Below are 17,328 nucleotides of genomic sequence, written 5' to 3'. Positions count from 1 at the left end.
GAAAACTTATGAATAAAGCAGGTTAGAATCCCAATTTTATGAAAAAGACCATGAATTACAAGATAATAATTGTATCACTATTCTATGTTCTTCTAACCAGCCAATATTCTCCTTCACAATCCCAACATAGAAGTGTAACAATCATCATAGAAGCTCTTCCGGGTAATACGCCTGCCGAAGATACCATTTTTGCATGTGGAAATTTTAACAACTGGAACGTAAAAGATACAACCTATCAAGTCAGAAGGCGTTTCGACGGAAAACTCTTCGTTACCATACCCCAAAATCGTGACACTATTGAATTTAAGTTTTCACGGGGCAACTGGATGAAAATAGAGACAGATTCAATGAACTCCTATTTACCCAACAGACAACTTTCCGGAAAATTCAAAAGCCCCGTTAGTGTAAAGATAGAAAACTGGCAGGACATTGGTGGTCAAACATCTCTTCCTTTATATGTGTTAATTTTATCGGCCGCTTTACTAAATGGTATATTCTTGATCATTATATTGAAAAGTACCAGAAAAAACTACTCGGTACAAAGAACTTCGCAAACTATAATTTGGACTGTGTTTCTCATCATTGTTTTCATGGGTGCTGTTATTTATGAATTCACCGACCTGATTTGGAAGTTCAGGCTAATGCTGAGTTTTGAGATTCTCCTTTTTATGGGTGGCCCGTTTCTTCAGCGTTTGTATAAGGCTTTTTTCGTTCCCCAAAGACACCTACCCATTTACCATTTTGTCCCGGCTCTCATAGCTATGATGATCAATATTCCACGGTTTTTGAATATTTGGCAATTTAAATGGGTCCAAACCCCGTTAAGAAACGATCTTTTCATTATAGATGCCGTTTTGATAATTTCGGGTAGCTTTCTTTTTTTACTCTATGTTATTTCCCTCGTAATAAAATTGTATCACAAAAAACGTCGTCTTAAGAAAGAAGACAACCCGGTTTTTGTTTCTTCAAGGCACGTACCACCTGTCATTAGCACCCATAAAGGAAGGCAAGGATATTCCGGAAAAGGGGCGTCTGAATGGTTGCTTTTTATGATTGTAAGTACTATCAATTTTTTTGCCGTTGTGTCAGGGATATATCTTTTTCTGCTGAATGCTTCCGGAACTTCATTTATTCCCGATCATCAAGATATAGCTCTTTCTGTATCATCACTTCAGCTATTTGTAATATTCTATTTTGTCTATTTCAATGAAATAGTTTTCATGCCACAGAAGAAAACGGAGCGTGAAGGTTGCCACAATGAGCAGTTGGCAAACAGCATCATGGAATTTATGCATCAATCGAAGCCCTACCTGGATGCTGATATTACCCTCAACGTATTTGCAGAAATGATGGGAGAGAAACCACATGTCATATCAAAGGCTATTAACGACTGCTTTAACAAAAACTTCAGGGATTTCATCAATGAATTCAGGGTAAATGAATTCATTGATAAAATGAATACCGATAAAGCAAAAAATCTCACCTTTCTTTATTTAGCTCATGAGGTTGGGTTCAATTCAAAATCGACATTCAATCTTGCCTTCAAAAAAGCAACCGGATTGTCACCCAGAGAATACTTCCACACTAAAACACAAAACACATAACACCAGAGTTTTAGACATCCTATTTCCTAAAACCGCACCTTTCGGTAAGTCTTAAATCCCGAAATAAGTCGATTTTGATTTATTCTTTTTGCAAAATTGAGCTGTTAAGCTTGAGAAAAGTTTGAATAAATCTTGAATTACTAACTAAAATCCAGGTAAAATGAAAAAAATCTTTACTATTCTGAGTTTAAGCATGCTGCTGATTTCGTTGGGTTTAACCACGAAAGCCCAGAACGATGTAATGCTTCAGGCTTTTTACTGGGACGTACCGGTAGATGCGGAAAACAATAATGGCTTTTGGTGGGACAATTTATACAACAAAGCCTCGGAATTCAAAGAAATAGGAATTTCCGGTATTTGGGTTCCTTCCCCTGCCAAAGGAAATTGGGGAATATACGATATGGGATACGGTATTTATGACCATTACGACCTTGGAAATTATGACCAAAAAGGAAGTATTGAAACCAGATTTGGAAGTCGCCAGGAATTGGAGAGTATGATTTCTGCTATGCACGATACCAGCAACGGACAACCGAAAGTGGCAGTTTATGCTGACATAATATTGAATCACATGTATTCATCGGACGATGATGCTGAGGTTAATCCCGCTGTTAAGCAATACGTTTTCGATGAAGCATACAGAAACGGACAGCAATATGTACCTTACCCAACCAATGAGATAAAATGGATTATTGAAGATGCTGCAGCTGGTGACTATTACATCAAATTCAAAGGTTACTACCTAAATTATTCCGTCTCTTATCAGGAACGCGCTTATGACATCCAAATCGATTATAATGATACCGGCTTTGGTACAACTTATTCATGGGAAAGCGAACCAAACAATGGAAATGGGGAAACCAACAACTTCCCGGGTTCCGGTCAGACAGTCAGAGCATTCATAAATTATGAAGGCGATATAGACGAATTTAAAGTGACCGCCCCAGGAGGTAAAGATATTACAATTAAGCTGACTGCACGCAGACAAGTCGATGATGAATGGTTGTGGGCCGATCAAACCAACGGTTATTATCCTTTTGAAGTATGGTATAACGGACAGAATCTTGCCACAAATGACCTACACGCAATAACAAATACCGGAATATCATACGTAACGCATACCGGCCAGGGAGAAGCTAATCTGACATGGGATTACTCTTATTTTCATCCGGTTGATGAAGACGATTGGCTTGGCGACTGGGGAACCGGTGACGAAATTATTCCCAACACAAAAGGTTTTGGAAACGATCTGAACACATTTGACTCAAGAGTTCAAACCCGAATGAATAATTGGGGCATCTGGCTATCAGATGAAGTCAACTTTGATGGTTATCGTCTTGACTTTGTTCGCGGCTTCCAGGAATCTTATGTTGCCGACTGGATAAACAATCTGCCGCTTCTGGACGATAACCAAAGATTTATAGTTGGTGAATATTGGGGATCGGCCTCCAGTATTAAAAGTTGGGTGAACAACGTTGCCTCATACGGCGCTGATGCAGATGCTTTTGATTTTCCTTTAAAATCGACGCTAACCGACCTATGCAACGGAGATTCAGGATTTGATATGAATTGGCTTAACCATGCCGGAATGGTACGAAATGCCGATGGTAACAGTCTGCCGGGAACATCAATCGTTACCTTTCTGGAAAATCATGATTCCGGGAAAGAACACGATAAATGGGTTACCAAAGACTGGCACCTTGGATATGCCTACATCCTCACACACGAAGGCAGACCGTGTATTTTTTACCCTCATCTTTACGGAGTGACTCTGGTTGACAATCACGACGCTTCCATACAAGTTGAAATACCGGCCTCATTAAAAGAAGATATCAAAAAACTTGTTTTCGCCCGAAAAACTTATCTTAACGGAACACTCTCGGTTCTCAGTGAATCAGGAAATCCTTATCCTTCATCTGACACACATGATGTTTATGTTGCCAGAAGGCAAGGGAACGGGACAAAAGATGGTGCCATCGTTGTAATTAACAACGGAACCTCAACAAAAGGACTATGGGTGGATGCAACCCCTCAAGGATGGTCCGACTGGAGCAATAAAACACTGATTAATGCTTTTGATGATAATCAAACCACTCAGGTTTACAGTGACGGCAGGGTGTGGGTAGAAGCCCCCGCAAGGGGATACGCTGTTTATGTCTTACAGGATGACTATGTAAGCTACGAAGGTGTGAAAAGTGCCAGTTCCGGTTCCATTAGTGAAAACAAAATGACTTCTTCAAAAAAAGAGAATCGGCTAACCATTTTTCCAAACCCTGTAAAAGCAGGAGAGCAAATCAAAGTTAGCGGGATTTTTGAAGGAAAAGTTCAAATTCAACTATTTGACAAAATGGGACGTGTTGTTTACAATAAAAACAAGTTTCCGAATTCTGAAACAGACCTTCGCATAACTTGCCCTTCCTTAAAAACAGGAGATTATATCATCAAAATTAGCGATTCGGAAAAATCACGGAGCCAGTTCCTGTCTGTTCGCTAAGTAGAGGCTGCTGAAAAAGTCAGCAGCCTGTTTCAAATTTATTTTCCATTGTTCTTTTTGGTGTTGCCCAAAAAGAACCAAAAAAGGCTGGTCTGCTTAAACCTATCCCCCAGCGAAAGCCAAAATTTCCGGTCATTGCGCAAGGCTATGAACATCGCCCATTTTGGCTTCTCGCCATCCGCCGGACAGAAAAGCGGACAGGCCAACGCGCCTTTTAAATAGTGTGTGTCTATAAACTCGCAAAAAATTTTTACAGTATGTGTGTTTGTTCAGAAAGTGCCAGTTGCAAGACTTGCGAAGTCCGAAAATACGCAGTTTACTCATCGTAAATGAGTAATTTTCGGATAAGCGTAACACAGTAAATGGTACTTTATGGACAGACACGAATTAGTGCTTGTCCAAAAACTCTGTGATACTCTGTGCGTACTTTGTGACACTCTGTTTAACTCATTGTTTAACGGGGCTCCACGGAGTTAGCACAGAGTTCAACAGAGTAAAAATTAGTCTTCTTAGACACGCCCCTCATTTTTTGAGGCTCCTTTTTTACTGCAAAAACGGATTTGTACTTCTCTCTTCACCAATTGTAGTTAAAGGACCATGTCCGGGATAAACAATAACATCATCTGGAAGAACCAACAATCTCTTTTTGATTCCATCTATCAGTTCATGCTGATTGCCACCGGGTAAATCGGACCGGCCTATGCTGCCTTTAAACAAAACATCTCCTGCCAGTAAGACTTTTTCGTCGGGTGAATAGAAAACAATACCCCCGGGAGAATGTCCCGGTATATGCATAACTTCAAATGAAACATCTCCTATTTTTACTAAGTCCCCATCTCTTAACTTATGAACAGGAGCCGGTGGATCCTCATCTATGTCCATTCCAAAAGCCGCCGCCATGTTACGTGTCTGACCAATTAAAAATTCGTCGGCCTCATGTGCCATTAGTTCCAAACCGTACTTCTCCGAAACAAACCGGCTTCCCAGAACGTGATCAACATGCAGATGAGTTTGCAAAAGCAGACGGGGAACGACTTTTAGCCTGGAAATTTTTTCAACCAGCTGTTCCTGCTCATGCTCAAATAACATTCCGGGATCGACAATGGCACAGTCGCCGTTATCGGCATAAACGATATAAGTATTTTCCTGAAACGGATTGAAAACCATTTGTTCAATATGTAGCATGATAGATTGGTAGATTATTAGATTATTAGATTCATAGATTCTTAGACGTAAGATGATTGGAATATACTGTTAAATCTGTATTTCTTAAAAAACAAGTCTATTGTTTGCGACCAACAAAATTAAAGGTGTTTGTAAAAGTTCAACAGACAAATGTAATGCAACCAGTGGTACTTTATGGACAGACACTATTTGGTGTGTGTCTATAAAGTACCAAAAAATTTTTACAATTTGAGTGTCTGTTCATAAAGTGCCGGTTGCAAGGCTTGCGAAGCCGCCAAAAACGGAGTTTACTTTTCGTAAATGAGTATTTTGGCGGCGAGCGTAACACAGCAAATGGTACTTTATGGACAGACACTATTTAGCAATACCCTTAAGCATCGGTACAAAAGCAAACTCGCCAAATGTTTCTTTTTCAAAATCATCATCAGATAAACGCTTAATTCGTGTCATTGTTTGCGAACGTTCGCCCAGCGGAACAACCAGCATCCCGTCAATTTTAAGCTGCATCAGTAAAGTAGAAGGGACCTCATCAACGGCCGCGGTAACAATAATTTTATCGAAAGGGGCAAACGCAGGAAGTCCTTCGTAACCGTCGCCCAGAAAAAGCCTGATGTCTTTGTACCCGATAGAGGCCAGTAAACGGGAAGTTTTTTGATACAACCGTTTCTGGCGCTCAATTGAAAAAACGGAAGCGCCCATTTCATGTAAAACAGCAGCCTGATAGCCGGAGCCTGTTCCTATCTCCAATATCCTGTCGCCGGGTTTAACATCAAGCAAAGAAGTCTGTACTGCAACAGTATAGGGCTGAGAAATGGTCTGCCCCTGCCCTATCGGAAATGCCTGATCTTTATAGGCCATATTTACAAAAGAGCTGTCCATAAACAGATGGCGCGGCACTCTACCTATTGCCTCCAAAACATTTTTATCTGTAATGCCTTTCTTCTCTATTTCTCGCACCAACCGGTGGCGCAGTCCTTTATGCCGGAAAGAATCTGATAATTCCATAAAACCTTTTATTGATTAATGCGTATCAATGAGCAAGCAATCACTACACAAGATTTAACCACTTTTATTATTGAGCCCGGCTTAAAAAGCATCTTTGTTGCCAAACTCATTGTTGACAAAAATATGCTTTTTATACCGCATTCATTATTATTCCTTAAATTGGGTATCAATTTATCTGATTTGTTGGTCTGATGGCAGCCACCAGACTTATGAATTTTTTATACATACCCGGGTGTGGCTCCTCCGGTTGCAGCAAGCATGGCGATTTGCATAAAACCTTCAGCAACAAGCGGTCTGTGACAGATTTCTTTGTAAACAAAGCAGTGGAGCCGGGGAAGTAATCAAACCTTAATACCCGTTTCTTTTTTAAGGCCTGATGGAACTCAGCCCGGGAATCGGGATTCGTTTCATCAAAGAAACATATAAAATAATCAAATAAGAAATACCAGGAAAGCAATATTTGCGTAATTGATATAAACATCTGATATTTCTATAAAAACATTTCTGCAGCTTTATAAGAATCAGAATCAAATTAACCATGAGTGTGCTCCTAAAAGAGCTATTCTTGTCAAGGTCGAGGCAAAAAGAGACTTTCCGGAGCGGACTTTTCCATAATTCCCAACCCTCCTTTTTTTATAACTACCCAACCCCTTTTTAATCCTTAAAAATGGTTTATTTATGGGTTTTACAAAAAAATCAAACAAGGGGAGAAAAACAAAGACGGTAATTTTCATTTTTTTCCAGACACCATCCGTCAGCATCTTTGCGAAACTTGACGAGTTTCTCTCAGAAAACAATCTGAAATGTCGCGGATACTTCGCAAGGAACTTATTACCAACATCCTTAAACTATATTGGGGATATAAACTATTTTTCTAAATTCATCAAAGAACACTCATCAGACCAGATAATCATGATCGGATCACCCCGGCATGATGAAGTGGATCAGGATTTATTACTGTCGCTCAAATTTTCACAAGCCGTTATTAAACTGGTCCCCGTAGAACTGGACCTTTTAGCCGGATTTATCAGGTTGAACCGACTAAATGACCTTCCGCACATCCGGCTCTTCCCTCAAACCACTAGCACGCTGGAAAAAATAGTCGGCTACCTGATTGATAAAGCCATTGCTTTGACAGGGTTAAGTATCTTTGCCCTTCTGTTTCCTTTTATTGCTGTTGCCATAAAGCTCACATCAAAAGGTTCTGTTATATACAAACAAACAAGACTCGGTAAAAATGCCCGGGAATTTGTACTTTACAAATTCAGAACCATGTACCAGGAAGCTGAGAAAAACGGCCCCCAGCTTTCTCATTCACAGGATAAAAGAATTACCAGGGCCGGCAAAATATTAAGATATTGGCACATAGATGAACTCCCGCAATTCTGGAATATTCTGAAAGGTGATATGTCCATGGTAGGTCCACGGCCGGAAAGACCATACTATGCTAAGTATTTGTCCGAAAAAATACCGTATTACAAAATTATCTATCAGTCGAAACCGGGACTCACTTCCCTGGGAATGGTGAAATATGGCTATGCAAGTTCAATTGAAGAAATGACCGACCGTTTGTACTATGATATAGTTTATCTAAACCATCCCTCATTTCTTATGAACCTGAAAATTGTCGGACAAACAATAAGGTATCTGTTTTTCAAAACATTTAACAGATGCGGAATAAGGGAAAAAGAAGCTTTCAGAACAAAAGAAAAAATACTTCCCTGCTATGAAGACCCGCTTTCAAGATGGTTCAAGCTCCAGAACCTCAGTGAAAGAGAAGTTATCTCCAGCCGGCTTTCGGGATAAGCCGGACTGTTCCCTTTTAAAAAGTGTGATATCTAAGCCAGGTCTTGAAAGTCTCTTATAGCAGCAGACTTATTTTTTTATGAATTTATGATAATGTCTTTCCCCACGGGCATCCACAATTTCCATGATATAAAAGCCTTCAGGAAGGAACGAAACATCAAAAGTGTTTTTCCCCCACATATTTTTTGAGAAAACTGTTCTGCCCGAAAAGTCATAAAGATAAAACCTCTCTAATACCAGGTCGTTCGTGGTCTTAATATTCAATATTCCGGAAACAGGATTTGGAAAAACGTGAATATCGTTATCCTCAAAGATCAAATCACCACCGGAAGATGTAACATTTCTAAATCCTTCAAGCCTGGAAGAAGTATAAAAGGCGAATTGTCCGGGGCCAAGAGTAATTTGCATATTTTCATTGGTAACGTTAATACTGTCGCCCTGAAAATGGTTGTACCACCAACCTGTATGACTAAAAAACGGCGTAACCTCGTCGGTCTCCAGACCAAAATTTCCAACCAGCCGGATATCAACATCCGAACCGTTAAGCCGGATTTGTTTTACAGCTTCATCTACATCGAGAACAAAGTCGGAGGTAGAAAATACCTCATACTTCTTTTTCAGGTTAATAATATTGGCATAAAAATTCCATAACGACTCACGGGTGTAATCCTGCAGATATTCCCATTGGGGCGGTTTTTGTCCAAGGCGACCGCCTTCTTCAATGCTTATATCGTAACCCATTTCGCCAAACTGCCATATCATTTTGGGGCCGGGAACAGACATCAGAAAAATGGCTGCCATGCCTGATCGCAAGGCTGCATTTTCAAGCTCTTTCACATCATAAGTTCCCGAAGCATCACCATAATTGAGTGCTCTGTACATTACCCGTTCTTCATCGTGGCTTTCCATGTAAGCAACTAAATTAGGTGACGACCACCCCCTTTGTTTATACGAGGCCCATGTGAAATCAGAATTGCCATTATCATTATACCCCATTACGGCTTCGCTAAAGGGATGATTCATGTTTCCCCACAATAAAATACCATGGTCGGACAGCACCTTTTCTTCGGAATTTTCTGAGAGATGTTCAAAAATCACCAATGCATCCGGATTTCGCAGCCATATCTCATCGGCCATACGCTTTAATATAGCGATACGGCTGGCATCATAATCACTGGCCCATGAATCGGGCCCATACGGGGTATTGGTAAATCCTTTGGTAAAATCGAACCGGAAACCGTCAATTTGAAGTTCCGACATCCAATACGCGTTGATACTGTCAACCAGTTCCTGAGTGTACGGGCTCTCATGATTGAAATCGTATCCCCATTGGGCAGCAGTATTTTCCATGTTGTGCTCCCTGTTGTACCAGGGATTGTTTTCGGCCGGTTTCCCGTCTTCCAAATACATTCGGGCAAAAGCCGACTGCCCGTAACTATGATTAAGCACCATATCCATAATCACGGCTATACCTCTGGCATGACATTCATCAACAAATTCTTTATAATCATTGAGTGTTCCGTAAGCCTTATCCGCGGCAAAGTAAAACGATGGATTATAGCCCCAGCTGTCGTTTCCTTCAAATTCATTGAAAGGCATAAGTTCTATGGCATTCACGCCCAAACGTTGCAAATAGTCAAGTGTATCGGTAACAGTCTTTATATCCTGATTTTCGGTAAAATCACGAATCAATAATTCATAAATGACCAAATCCTCGGGATCAGGTGGTGTAAAATCTGTGGTTCTCCACTGATATTCTTCTGGTGTTGTAGTAAACACAGAAACAATTCCGTCTGCGCCATCGGCTTGCGGATAAGGTTTCAGATCGGGATATATTCGTTCGGGGATGTATTTATCGTTCCACGGATCAAGCACTTTATTAGTATATGGGTCGGCAACCTTCACTTCTCCGTCAATATAATACTGATAAGCATATTCCACTCCCGGTTCAAGCCCGGAAATTGTCAGCCAGAACCACTCTCCGTCTTTTTTCATTTGTGCATCGGGACGGGGTTCCCAATTGTTGAAATCGCCCAAAACATAAACATACGATTTTTCAGGAGCCTGTAACACCAATGTTATTGTATTCTCGTCAATAATATTTGCTCCCGTCCGAAGTCCGGCCGGAACAGGCTCCTGTACAACCGGCTCTTTAATATAAAAGTCGACAGTATCGGCATCGACAGCTCCGCCATCTCCGGTTGCAACCAGTACCAACCGGTGACTGCCATCACCTGGTGCTGCCATTGAATAGTTTAATTCGGAGGTAGAAGACGTTTCTACCAAAGCACCATCATAAAACAATTCGAGCGATACCGACTGTTGCCCCTGTCCGGCCACTTCAATCACCTGACCCGGATCAAACAAGGCTCCATCCTCAGGTTGGGCAATAACAGCGGTTAATTCGGCCTCATACACATCCACAAAAATATCTTCATTGCCTTCGTCCTTCCCTTCAAGGTAGTTGCCGTTAACTTCCTCAGCACTCCGGAATACAAAAGCCATCCGGAGAATTTTTTCTCCTTCGGGTACTCCGTAATAGTCGCGAACATCCGGTGTAATGGTCAGAGTATAAGTGTTGGCATCTACTCTGTCCAGTTTGGTCTTAGCCAGGTTTTCTCCCCAGGCGGAAACAACATACTTCCAATCAGAGTCACCGGTACTTTCATCGGTAATGACGCCGGTGTGGGCATAAACATCTCCATCATAATCTTTCAGTCCACCCGTCCCCTCTTCAGCATGAAAAGTAACAATAACCTCATCGTTTTCGGTAGGAATAGCCGGTTCGGTGGTAACTACCTGGGCATTTGAAATAGTTGCCAAAACCAATATGGAGGTGATAAAAAAGATCGGCCGCATACAATAGAATATTAGATGATTAGATATAAGATAGTGGATGAATCCTATAATAGTGATTTGTTTGTCCGGGATTTGGATTGTCATTTTTCAACAAAGCAAAGGCTACACAAAGAATCTTTAAAAAAGACCAATTATGTAGCCTTGCATTGATATTAACTATTCATTAACAGGAGATATTTCAATAATGGCATTTCTTTTATCCACTCTAACGAAATATTCTCCGGAAGCAGCAACAAACTGCCAGTTTGGATCACTATGTCCTTCAGCAATTATGATATAATCGGTATCATAATTGGTAATTAGATCATACCCATAAGAAACCGGACTCCAATCCTTTTGTTCGAATAATCTGAAATAATTGTTTTGTATAAAGATTACATTTCCTTCCCAGATTTCATGGCCAACCCAAGAGATAGATGTAACAGGATCATTCCAGTTCCAGCCATGAGTAGCATCTCCTGTAAGATAGAGATTGGGTTCATCAATTGCCTCCATGGCGATTGAGCCCGATGCTGTATTTACAGTTATCTCGTACCAACCTGTTGTACCAACAAATCCAAAATTAGGATCACTATCAGATGTTCTGGCTTCTAAGAGATCGCCAGGATAGTCAGTGAATACATCATATCCTCCGAGTGAGGCTCCCCAGTCGGGTGCTGAGAAAAATCTGAAATTCCCATCAGTCTCCGCATCAAAATAAGCTTTAGTTTGATATACATCATCCTCCTCAGTCGCAGGAACCTCCACTGCAAGAGCAGTATCCCAACCACCAACAGCAGCTCCAATCATATAGATAGGTGGAACGCTGGTTTGATATGTTGAAACAGTGACTAAAGCAGGCTCTGAATAAAGTACCTCAACATCATCATGTACAACTGCTTTTACTCTGATCTGAAGATCGCCAGTTTCACCAGGCTCTATATATTCAACAGCAGCAGTATTTAGTTGAGAAACTTTTATCCTGAACTCAGTATCATTAACAGTACCAAGTTCGTACGGTTCAGAAAAATCTCCCTGAGTACCGTCAATTTCTACTGTATAGGTAACTGCGGATTGAAATCCAAAATCAGCTGCGTCCCACTTTATCACTTCGATAAGGTTGTCACCAGCATCCTTTAATAAGGTATAACTGGTACCTGATGAAGGAATAGTAATTTCAGGTGGGATAAATGTTCCCACCATAGGCTCATCATCAGTCTGGTCGCAGGAAGTGAAACTGAATACTCCCAGCAACATAACGAGCAAATATATAATATGCTTTTTCATATCTAAATTATTTTTTCTTTTTATCAATACTCTTGATTATTAATAACCAGGATTTTGAACCAACGTAGGATTAGCTCCCAGGTCATCAGCTGGGATCGGATACAAATCATACTTTGGATTCGTTGATCTTCCTTCTTTCACTCCACCTTTCCATGGCCATACATAATCTGACTGACTGAACCTGTCAAAACGAATGAGGTCTGTCCGACGATGACCTTCCCAATAAAGTTCACGAGCTCTCTCATCAATAATAAAATCCAGAGTCAGATCAGTTTGTCCAATGTTTCCTGACTGGTCTCCGTAAGCACGTTCACGAATCAAATTAATATAATCCACTGCTTGTCCGACAGAGCCCCCATCGCCCCCACGCAAGACTGCTTCAGCATACATCAAATAGATATCAGCCAGTCGAAAAACCGGGAAATCTGTATCCATAAAAGTCTCATCGGACCCGGGGGTACCGGCTTGTGTCACATTTTTAAATTTCATTATTCCATAACCCTGAGTAAAATCCGCAACATCGTCAATCTCTAAATCATGACCATCGGTATAAAACATTTCACGTGCATCCGAGCCATCGCCGGGGAACTTTTCAACCAACGCTTTTGTTGTTCTGTTTCCAGCCCAGTGTGAACCGGTGCCGAAAACCTCATCAACGTTTGTCCAGGCTGAACTTGTGCCGGCAGCAATAATATAAGTCGTTCCACCATAAGACTGGGTATTATTCCCATCGAAAACAATCGGGAAAATGATCTCATTGGTTTGGGTATGATTATCAGCCAGGAATAAGTGTTGGTAATTATCGGAAAGTGAATAACCTGCATCAAAAATCTTATTGCAGTAAGTGATACAATCGGTGTATCGTGCATCACCTGTATAAACTTCAGCATTCAGATATAGTTTTGCCAATAGTGCCCAAGCCGCAGCCTTATCTGCACGACCATATTCATTTTCTCCCGGTTCAGCAAGCTGCGATTCTATTGCTAACAATTCCTCTTCTATGAAATTAAAAACAAATTCTCTTGATTTTTGCTCAGGAAGGCCGCTCCCCACTTCATTCTCCTCCGTAACAAACGGAATATCACCAAACAGATCGATGCCATGCCAGTAACTCAAAGCTCTAAGGAAACGCGCTTCGGCCCGGAACATTTGAATATCTTCTCTCAAAGAACCTTCAACACCCCTTGCATCAAGCTTGGCATCGGTCGTTTCTCTCAAAAATTCATTGGCCAATGGAATCTGATAAAATACACGATAATAAAGAGCGGTAATAAACACATCGGTAGAGGTCCATTGCTGATAATGAAAATTCTTGATGGTTTGATCATTCCAACTTACAATGGCTTCATCGGTTAACAATTCCTGAGCCATCCAATAGCCTCTCAAAAACTGACTAAAACCTTCGTCAATACCGCTAATATCGGGTTCACCGGCAGGGCCGTCCTGACCACTAACAGCAAGACCTGCATATAATTTTGCTAAAAACTGCTTGTATGCAGCCGGATCTTCAAAAACCGATGCAGATGTAACTTCCGTCTCTGCCAACGGCTCTGTATCCAACTCGTAGCATGATGTGGCGATGAAGGTTAACATCAAACCCAGCATGCTGCCAAAAATTCCTTTAAATATTTTTGTATTCATAATGATCGCTGATTAAAAGTTAACATTTACTCCAACCATAAAAACCCGTGGACGAGGATAAACATTACTATCTATTCCATCATCAACTTCAGGATCCAATCCCTCATAGTTGGTAATTACAAAAGCATTTTGAACAGTTCCATACACCCTGGCACTTATGTCTGAACCTGTAAGCCCGAAGCTACCCAGTGAATCAAATGTGTATCCCAGGGAAATATTGTCCATTCTGAGGAAGGAAGCATTTTTAACATAATAGTCTGAAAGATACCTTGCATCAGTAAAATTGCTTTCCAGGGCATTATCGACAACATTGCTCAGAAAATTATTTACCCAAATATTGGAAGTAAAACCATATGAAGAGTAAACGTTATTGTATACGTAATTGCCAATATTTGCCCTTGCAGAAAAACTGAAATCAAAATTCTTATACTTAAGTTTCGAATTTAATCCCATATACCAGTCAGGAGCAGGTTTCTTGTACTGATAACGATCGTCGCCGGTTATTTGCCCATCACCATTTCTATCGGCATACAATCCATCAATTGGATTTCCTTCCTGATCATAAACCTGTTCATAAGCATAGAAGGTATTGGGTGCATAACCTACACTGTGAATCTGGATTGTATTTCCTGTACCTCCTGAAATTCCTCCTGTAAATACACCTACGTAGTTAGGATCGTAACCTAAACTCAGCTTAGTTACTTCTGTTTCACTGTAAGTGGCATTGAACCCAAGTTCCCATGAAACATCAGAAGTAGAAACAGGACGACCGGTGATTGAAAATTCAATACCACGATTCTCCAAATTACCTACATTGGTCAGTAATTGATTGGTCAGATTGGTACCTGCTGCCACCGGTATAAAATTCAACAAATCTTTGGTCTCACGATAGTACGCATCAATAGAACCAGATAGGCGGTTATTAAAGAAACCGTAATCCAAACCCAAATTGTAGGTTGTGGTTTCTTCCCACTTCAGATCCTTATTATATCCTTCCGGACGCAGCGTTGTGTAAAACTCACCTCCAAATCCATATCTTGCAGTTGAAGAACTATAAGTATATCTTGGCAGGTATGGATAATTTCCCTGATTAATATTCTGCTGGCCGGTAATTCCATATCCTAATCTTAACTTTAGATCTGAAATATTTTCAGATCCGCTCATAAATGGCTCATTAACAATCCTCCATGCAAAAGCAGCAGAAGGAAAAGTCCCCCAACGAGTGTCTTCATGGAATCTGGAGGTACCATCCTGACGCAAAGTAAATGTTAGCAGATAACGATCCAGCAAAGAATAATTCAGACGGCCGAAGAAGGATCTAAGGTTATTTTCTGTTTCATACGCCGGCTCATCACTATAAACTTCAGTTCTGTCGTAAGAAGTTTCGCGGTTCCAATCCTCTCTGTAAAAATGCTGTTCAGAAAACCCGGCCATCAAATCAAGGCGACTGTTAATAGCGTCAATCTCTTTTACATAGTTAAGATAAAAATCAATCAGCTCATTCTTCTTCTGCTGAGAATATTCATTATATTGCCCGGAAGAACGGTCAAGTGCAGTATAAGAGAAGTTTGTTTCATCTTCAACAATAACGGTTCCTTCACTGTCTGAATAGTCAAAACCAAGGTTTAAGTTGGCCCTTAATTCTGGCAGAAAATGAAACTTATAGTCCAATTGAAGATTACCAATAGCTCTTTTAGCAGTTGATTCATCACTTCGGTCATAAAGTTGTGACAAGGGATTCGGAACTGCAACGGTATTGGCATTTTCACCCGACATCCATGTAAAATAACCGTTAAATCTATCGTCATCACGATAGGGTGACTGTGTCGGGTCAAATGTAATAGCATTCCCAATTACTCCCCAATCAACAAACCGGTTGTCATTCTGAACGCCTTTCAAATTAAAGTTTACATCAAGATGATCCTCCAGGAAACTGGGATTCAGTCCAAAAGAAGCAGTAACACGCTCAAAGTTAGAAGTCTCAATGATGCCATCCTAATTGGTATAACCTACAGATGCCCTGAAAGGTATTGTTTCCCTAATGGTACCTGTTGCACTAAAAGTGTGATCATGACCAATAGAATTTCTAAATATCAAATCCTGCCAGTCAGTCTTCGCATCACCCATAGCGGAAACTCCACCAGGAGCAACGTTATTAACAACTTCACGAAACTTATCGGCATCTAAAACATCAACTGTTTTATCGATTGTATTAACAGTTGCATATCCATGATAGTTAAACTTTAAAGGCTGACCTTCACGTCCTTTTTTTGTTGTAATCAAAATTACACCATTCGAAGCACGTGAACCGTAAATAGCTGTAGCAGAAGCATCCTTTAATACAGTAAAAGACTCAATATCATTAGGATTTATGGAACTAAGCGGATTCCTCATTCCGGATACTCCTTCATTATCAACAGGTACACCATCAATAACAATCAGAGGATCGTTACTGGCAGACAATGAAGAACCACCACGAATACGAATAGTTGATCCGGCTCCCGGAGCACCCCCGGAATTGGTGATTCTAACGCCGGCTGTTTTACCATTCAATAAGTCCTCTGGAGAGACAGGGGCTCCCCTGTTGATTTCATCAGCTTCAATTGCTGTCACAGAGCCAGTGGCATCTTCCTTCCGTACAGTACCATACCCAATAACAACCACCTCATCGAGACCCAGAATTTCGGGTTCGAGTGCAACATTAATCACCTCGCGGTCTCCAACAGTCTGTTCTTGTGTTTTAAAACCTATAAAAGAAAACACCAGAACGTCGTCGGGTGAAGCCTGAACAGAATAAGTTCCGTCAACACGACTAATAGCACCCTGTTGCGTGCCTTTTATAACTACAGTTACTCCCGGCAACGGTTCACCGGTACCGGCTTCTGTTACCGTTCCTGTCACTGTTACTTCCTGGGCCGATGCACTTATAAAAAAGCCAAGCCCTAAAAAAAGAAACAGGATTTTGTAGAAATTAAACTGTTTTTTCATAAAACTTTGATTTAAAAATATACTTGGTTAAACATTTCTTCAACGTTCTTTCACGTTTGAAAGAACCTCTGTAAGGGATTTTTTCTGCTGTCAATAACTCCGCCGGCGTTTTTAATCTCAAAATGTCGTTACATTTCTTCCCGGCTGTGTCATCTTTCTTCACACACAAAATTAAAACAAAACAACTCCGAAGTATACATTTATTAACATCAATTCTTGACTTTTTACAATGAAATCATCGAAATCGATACCGCAAACGATTGCGGTTTCGTTTGCATAAATTTTACATGTTGTAAAACATTTTTTGATTTTTTCTGCAATCGTTTTCGGAACTCAATTTAGAATGAATTGGCTGTAAATCTGATATTAACGTAAGATTCAACAGGTCAACAGGTCAACAGGTCAACAGGTCAACAGGTCAACAGGTCAATAGGTTAGTAGGTTTATAGGCAGGCAGGTGATTAAAAATTAACCGCGGAG

General features: G+C 40.6%; 11 protein-coding genes. 3 read left to right on the top strand and 8 right to left on the bottom strand.

All coding sequences use genetic code 11. The features are described from left to right. Positions 1-50 precede the first annotated feature (50 nt). Both OQ5_RS0113095 and OQ5_RS0113090 read left to right on the top strand, forming a co-directional pair. The gene (locus OQ5_RS0113095; protein ID WP_100221929.1) at positions 51-1,604 is read left to right on the top strand and encodes a helix-turn-helix domain-containing protein; all 1,554 of its coding nucleotides are present in this window, start codon (positions 51-53) and stop codon (positions 1,602-1,604) included. 160 nt (positions 1,605-1,764) lie between these two features. Then, on the top strand, positions 1,765-4,098 hold the full coding sequence (locus OQ5_RS0113090; RefSeq protein ID WP_016777921.1) for a T9SS type A sorting domain-containing protein: 2,334 nt from the start codon (positions 1,765-1,767) through the stop codon (positions 4,096-4,098). Positions 4,099-4,641: 543 nt separating this feature from the next. Here OQ5_RS0113090 and OQ5_RS0113080 read toward each other — a convergent pair. From OQ5_RS0113080 to OQ5_RS0113065, 3 genes are all read right to left on the bottom strand, one after another. Then, positions 4,642-5,283 carry an MBL fold metallo-hydrolase gene (locus OQ5_RS0113080; protein WP_016777919.1) on the bottom strand — a complete coding sequence of 214 codons (642 nt, stop codon included), beginning with the start codon at positions 5,281-5,283 and terminating at the stop codon, positions 4,642-4,644. Positions 5,284-5,637: 354 nt separating this feature from the next. Then, entirely contained in the window at positions 5,638-6,288 is a 651-nt protein-coding gene (locus OQ5_RS0113075; RefSeq protein WP_016777918.1) for a protein-L-isoaspartate(D-aspartate) O-methyltransferase, read from the bottom strand. Positions 6,289-6,454: 166 nt separating this feature from the next. Next, positions 6,455-6,769: a hypothetical protein gene (locus tag OQ5_RS0113065; RefSeq protein ID WP_016777916.1), complete on the bottom strand. Its 315-nt coding sequence runs from the start codon at positions 6,767-6,769 to the stop codon at positions 6,455-6,457. Positions 6,770-6,966: 197 nt separating this feature from the next. On the opposite strand from OQ5_RS0113065, the gene OQ5_RS0113060 reads away from it, so the two are divergent. Beyond that, the gene (locus OQ5_RS0113060; protein ID WP_016777915.1) at positions 6,967-8,094 is read left to right on the top strand and encodes a sugar transferase; all 1,128 of its coding nucleotides are present in this window, start codon (positions 6,967-6,969) and stop codon (positions 8,092-8,094) included. 69 nt (positions 8,095-8,163) lie between these two features. On the opposite strand, the gene OQ5_RS0113055 is transcribed toward OQ5_RS0113060, so the two are convergent. The 5 genes from OQ5_RS0113055 to OQ5_RS23890 form a co-directional block, all read right to left on the bottom strand. Then, on the bottom strand, positions 8,164-10,953 hold the full coding sequence (locus OQ5_RS0113055; RefSeq protein ID WP_016777914.1) for an alpha-amylase family glycosyl hydrolase: 2,790 nt from the start codon (positions 10,951-10,953) through the stop codon (positions 8,164-8,166). 156 nt (positions 10,954-11,109) lie between these two features. Continuing rightward, positions 11,110-12,219, bottom strand: a complete 1,110-nt coding sequence (locus tag OQ5_RS0113050) for a SusE domain-containing protein (protein ID WP_016777913.1) — start codon at positions 12,217-12,219, stop codon at positions 11,110-11,112. A gap of 39 nt (positions 12,220-12,258) precedes the next feature. Next, positions 12,259-13,860 (bottom strand): RagB/SusD family nutrient uptake outer membrane protein, encoded by a 1,602-nt coding sequence (locus OQ5_RS0113045; protein ID WP_016777912.1) that lies wholly within the window; start codon positions 13,858-13,860, stop codon positions 12,259-12,261. 12 nt (positions 13,861-13,872) lie between these two features. Continuing rightward, positions 13,873-15,846, bottom strand: a complete 1,974-nt coding sequence (locus OQ5_RS21065; protein WP_255297530.1) for a SusC/RagA family TonB-linked outer membrane protein — start codon at positions 15,844-15,846, stop codon at positions 13,873-13,875. A 9-nt stretch (positions 15,847-15,855) separates the two neighbouring features. After that, positions 15,856-16,848 (bottom strand): TonB-dependent receptor plug domain-containing protein, encoded by a 993-nt coding sequence (locus OQ5_RS23890; protein ID WP_016777910.1) that lies wholly within the window; start codon positions 16,846-16,848, stop codon positions 15,856-15,858. Positions 16,849-17,328: the final 480 nt, after the last annotated feature.

The organism is Anaerophaga thermohalophila str. Valhall, from assembly GCF_000250735.1.
Lineage (GTDB): Bacteria > Bacteroidota > Bacteroidia > Bacteroidales > Marinilabiliaceae > Anaerophaga > Anaerophaga thermohalophila_A.
Note: the sequence above shows the minus strand (reverse complement) of the source record. Positions and strands in the feature narration are given on the sequence as shown.

Bases quoted from the DNA above. Each gene is read 5' to 3' on its own strand.
- OQ5_RS23890 (WP_016777910.1), bottom strand. From the start codon at position 16,848: ATGAAAAAACAGTTTAATTTCTACAAAATCCTGTTTCTTTTTTTAGGG.
- OQ5_RS0113080 (WP_016777919.1), bottom strand. From the start codon at position 5,283: ATGCTACATATTGAACAAATGGTTTTCAATCCGTTTCAGGAAAATACT.
- OQ5_RS0113095 (WP_100221929.1), top strand. From the start codon at position 51: ATGAATTACAAGATAATAATTGTATCACTATTCTATGTTCTTCTAACC.
- OQ5_RS0113055 (WP_016777914.1), bottom strand. From the start codon at position 10,953: ATGCGGCCGATCTTTTTTATCACCTCCATATTGGTTTTGGCAACTATT.
- OQ5_RS0113065 (WP_016777916.1), bottom strand. From the start codon at position 6,769: ATGTTTATATCAATTACGCAAATATTGCTTTCCTGGTATTTCTTATTT.
- OQ5_RS0113050 (WP_016777913.1), bottom strand. From the start codon at position 12,219: ATGAAAAAGCATATTATATATTTGCTCGTTATGTTGCTGGGAGTATTC.
- OQ5_RS0113090 (WP_016777921.1), top strand. From the start codon at position 1,765: ATGAAAAAAATCTTTACTATTCTGAGTTTAAGCATGCTGCTGATTTCG.
- OQ5_RS0113075 (WP_016777918.1), bottom strand. From the start codon at position 6,288: ATGGAATTATCAGATTCTTTCCGGCATAAAGGACTGCGCCACCGGTTG.
- OQ5_RS0113060 (WP_016777915.1), top strand. From the start codon at position 6,967: ATGGGTTTTACAAAAAAATCAAACAAGGGGAGAAAAACAAAGACGGTA.
- OQ5_RS0113045 (WP_016777912.1), bottom strand. From the start codon at position 13,860: ATGAATACAAAAATATTTAAAGGAATTTTTGGCAGCATGCTGGGTTTG.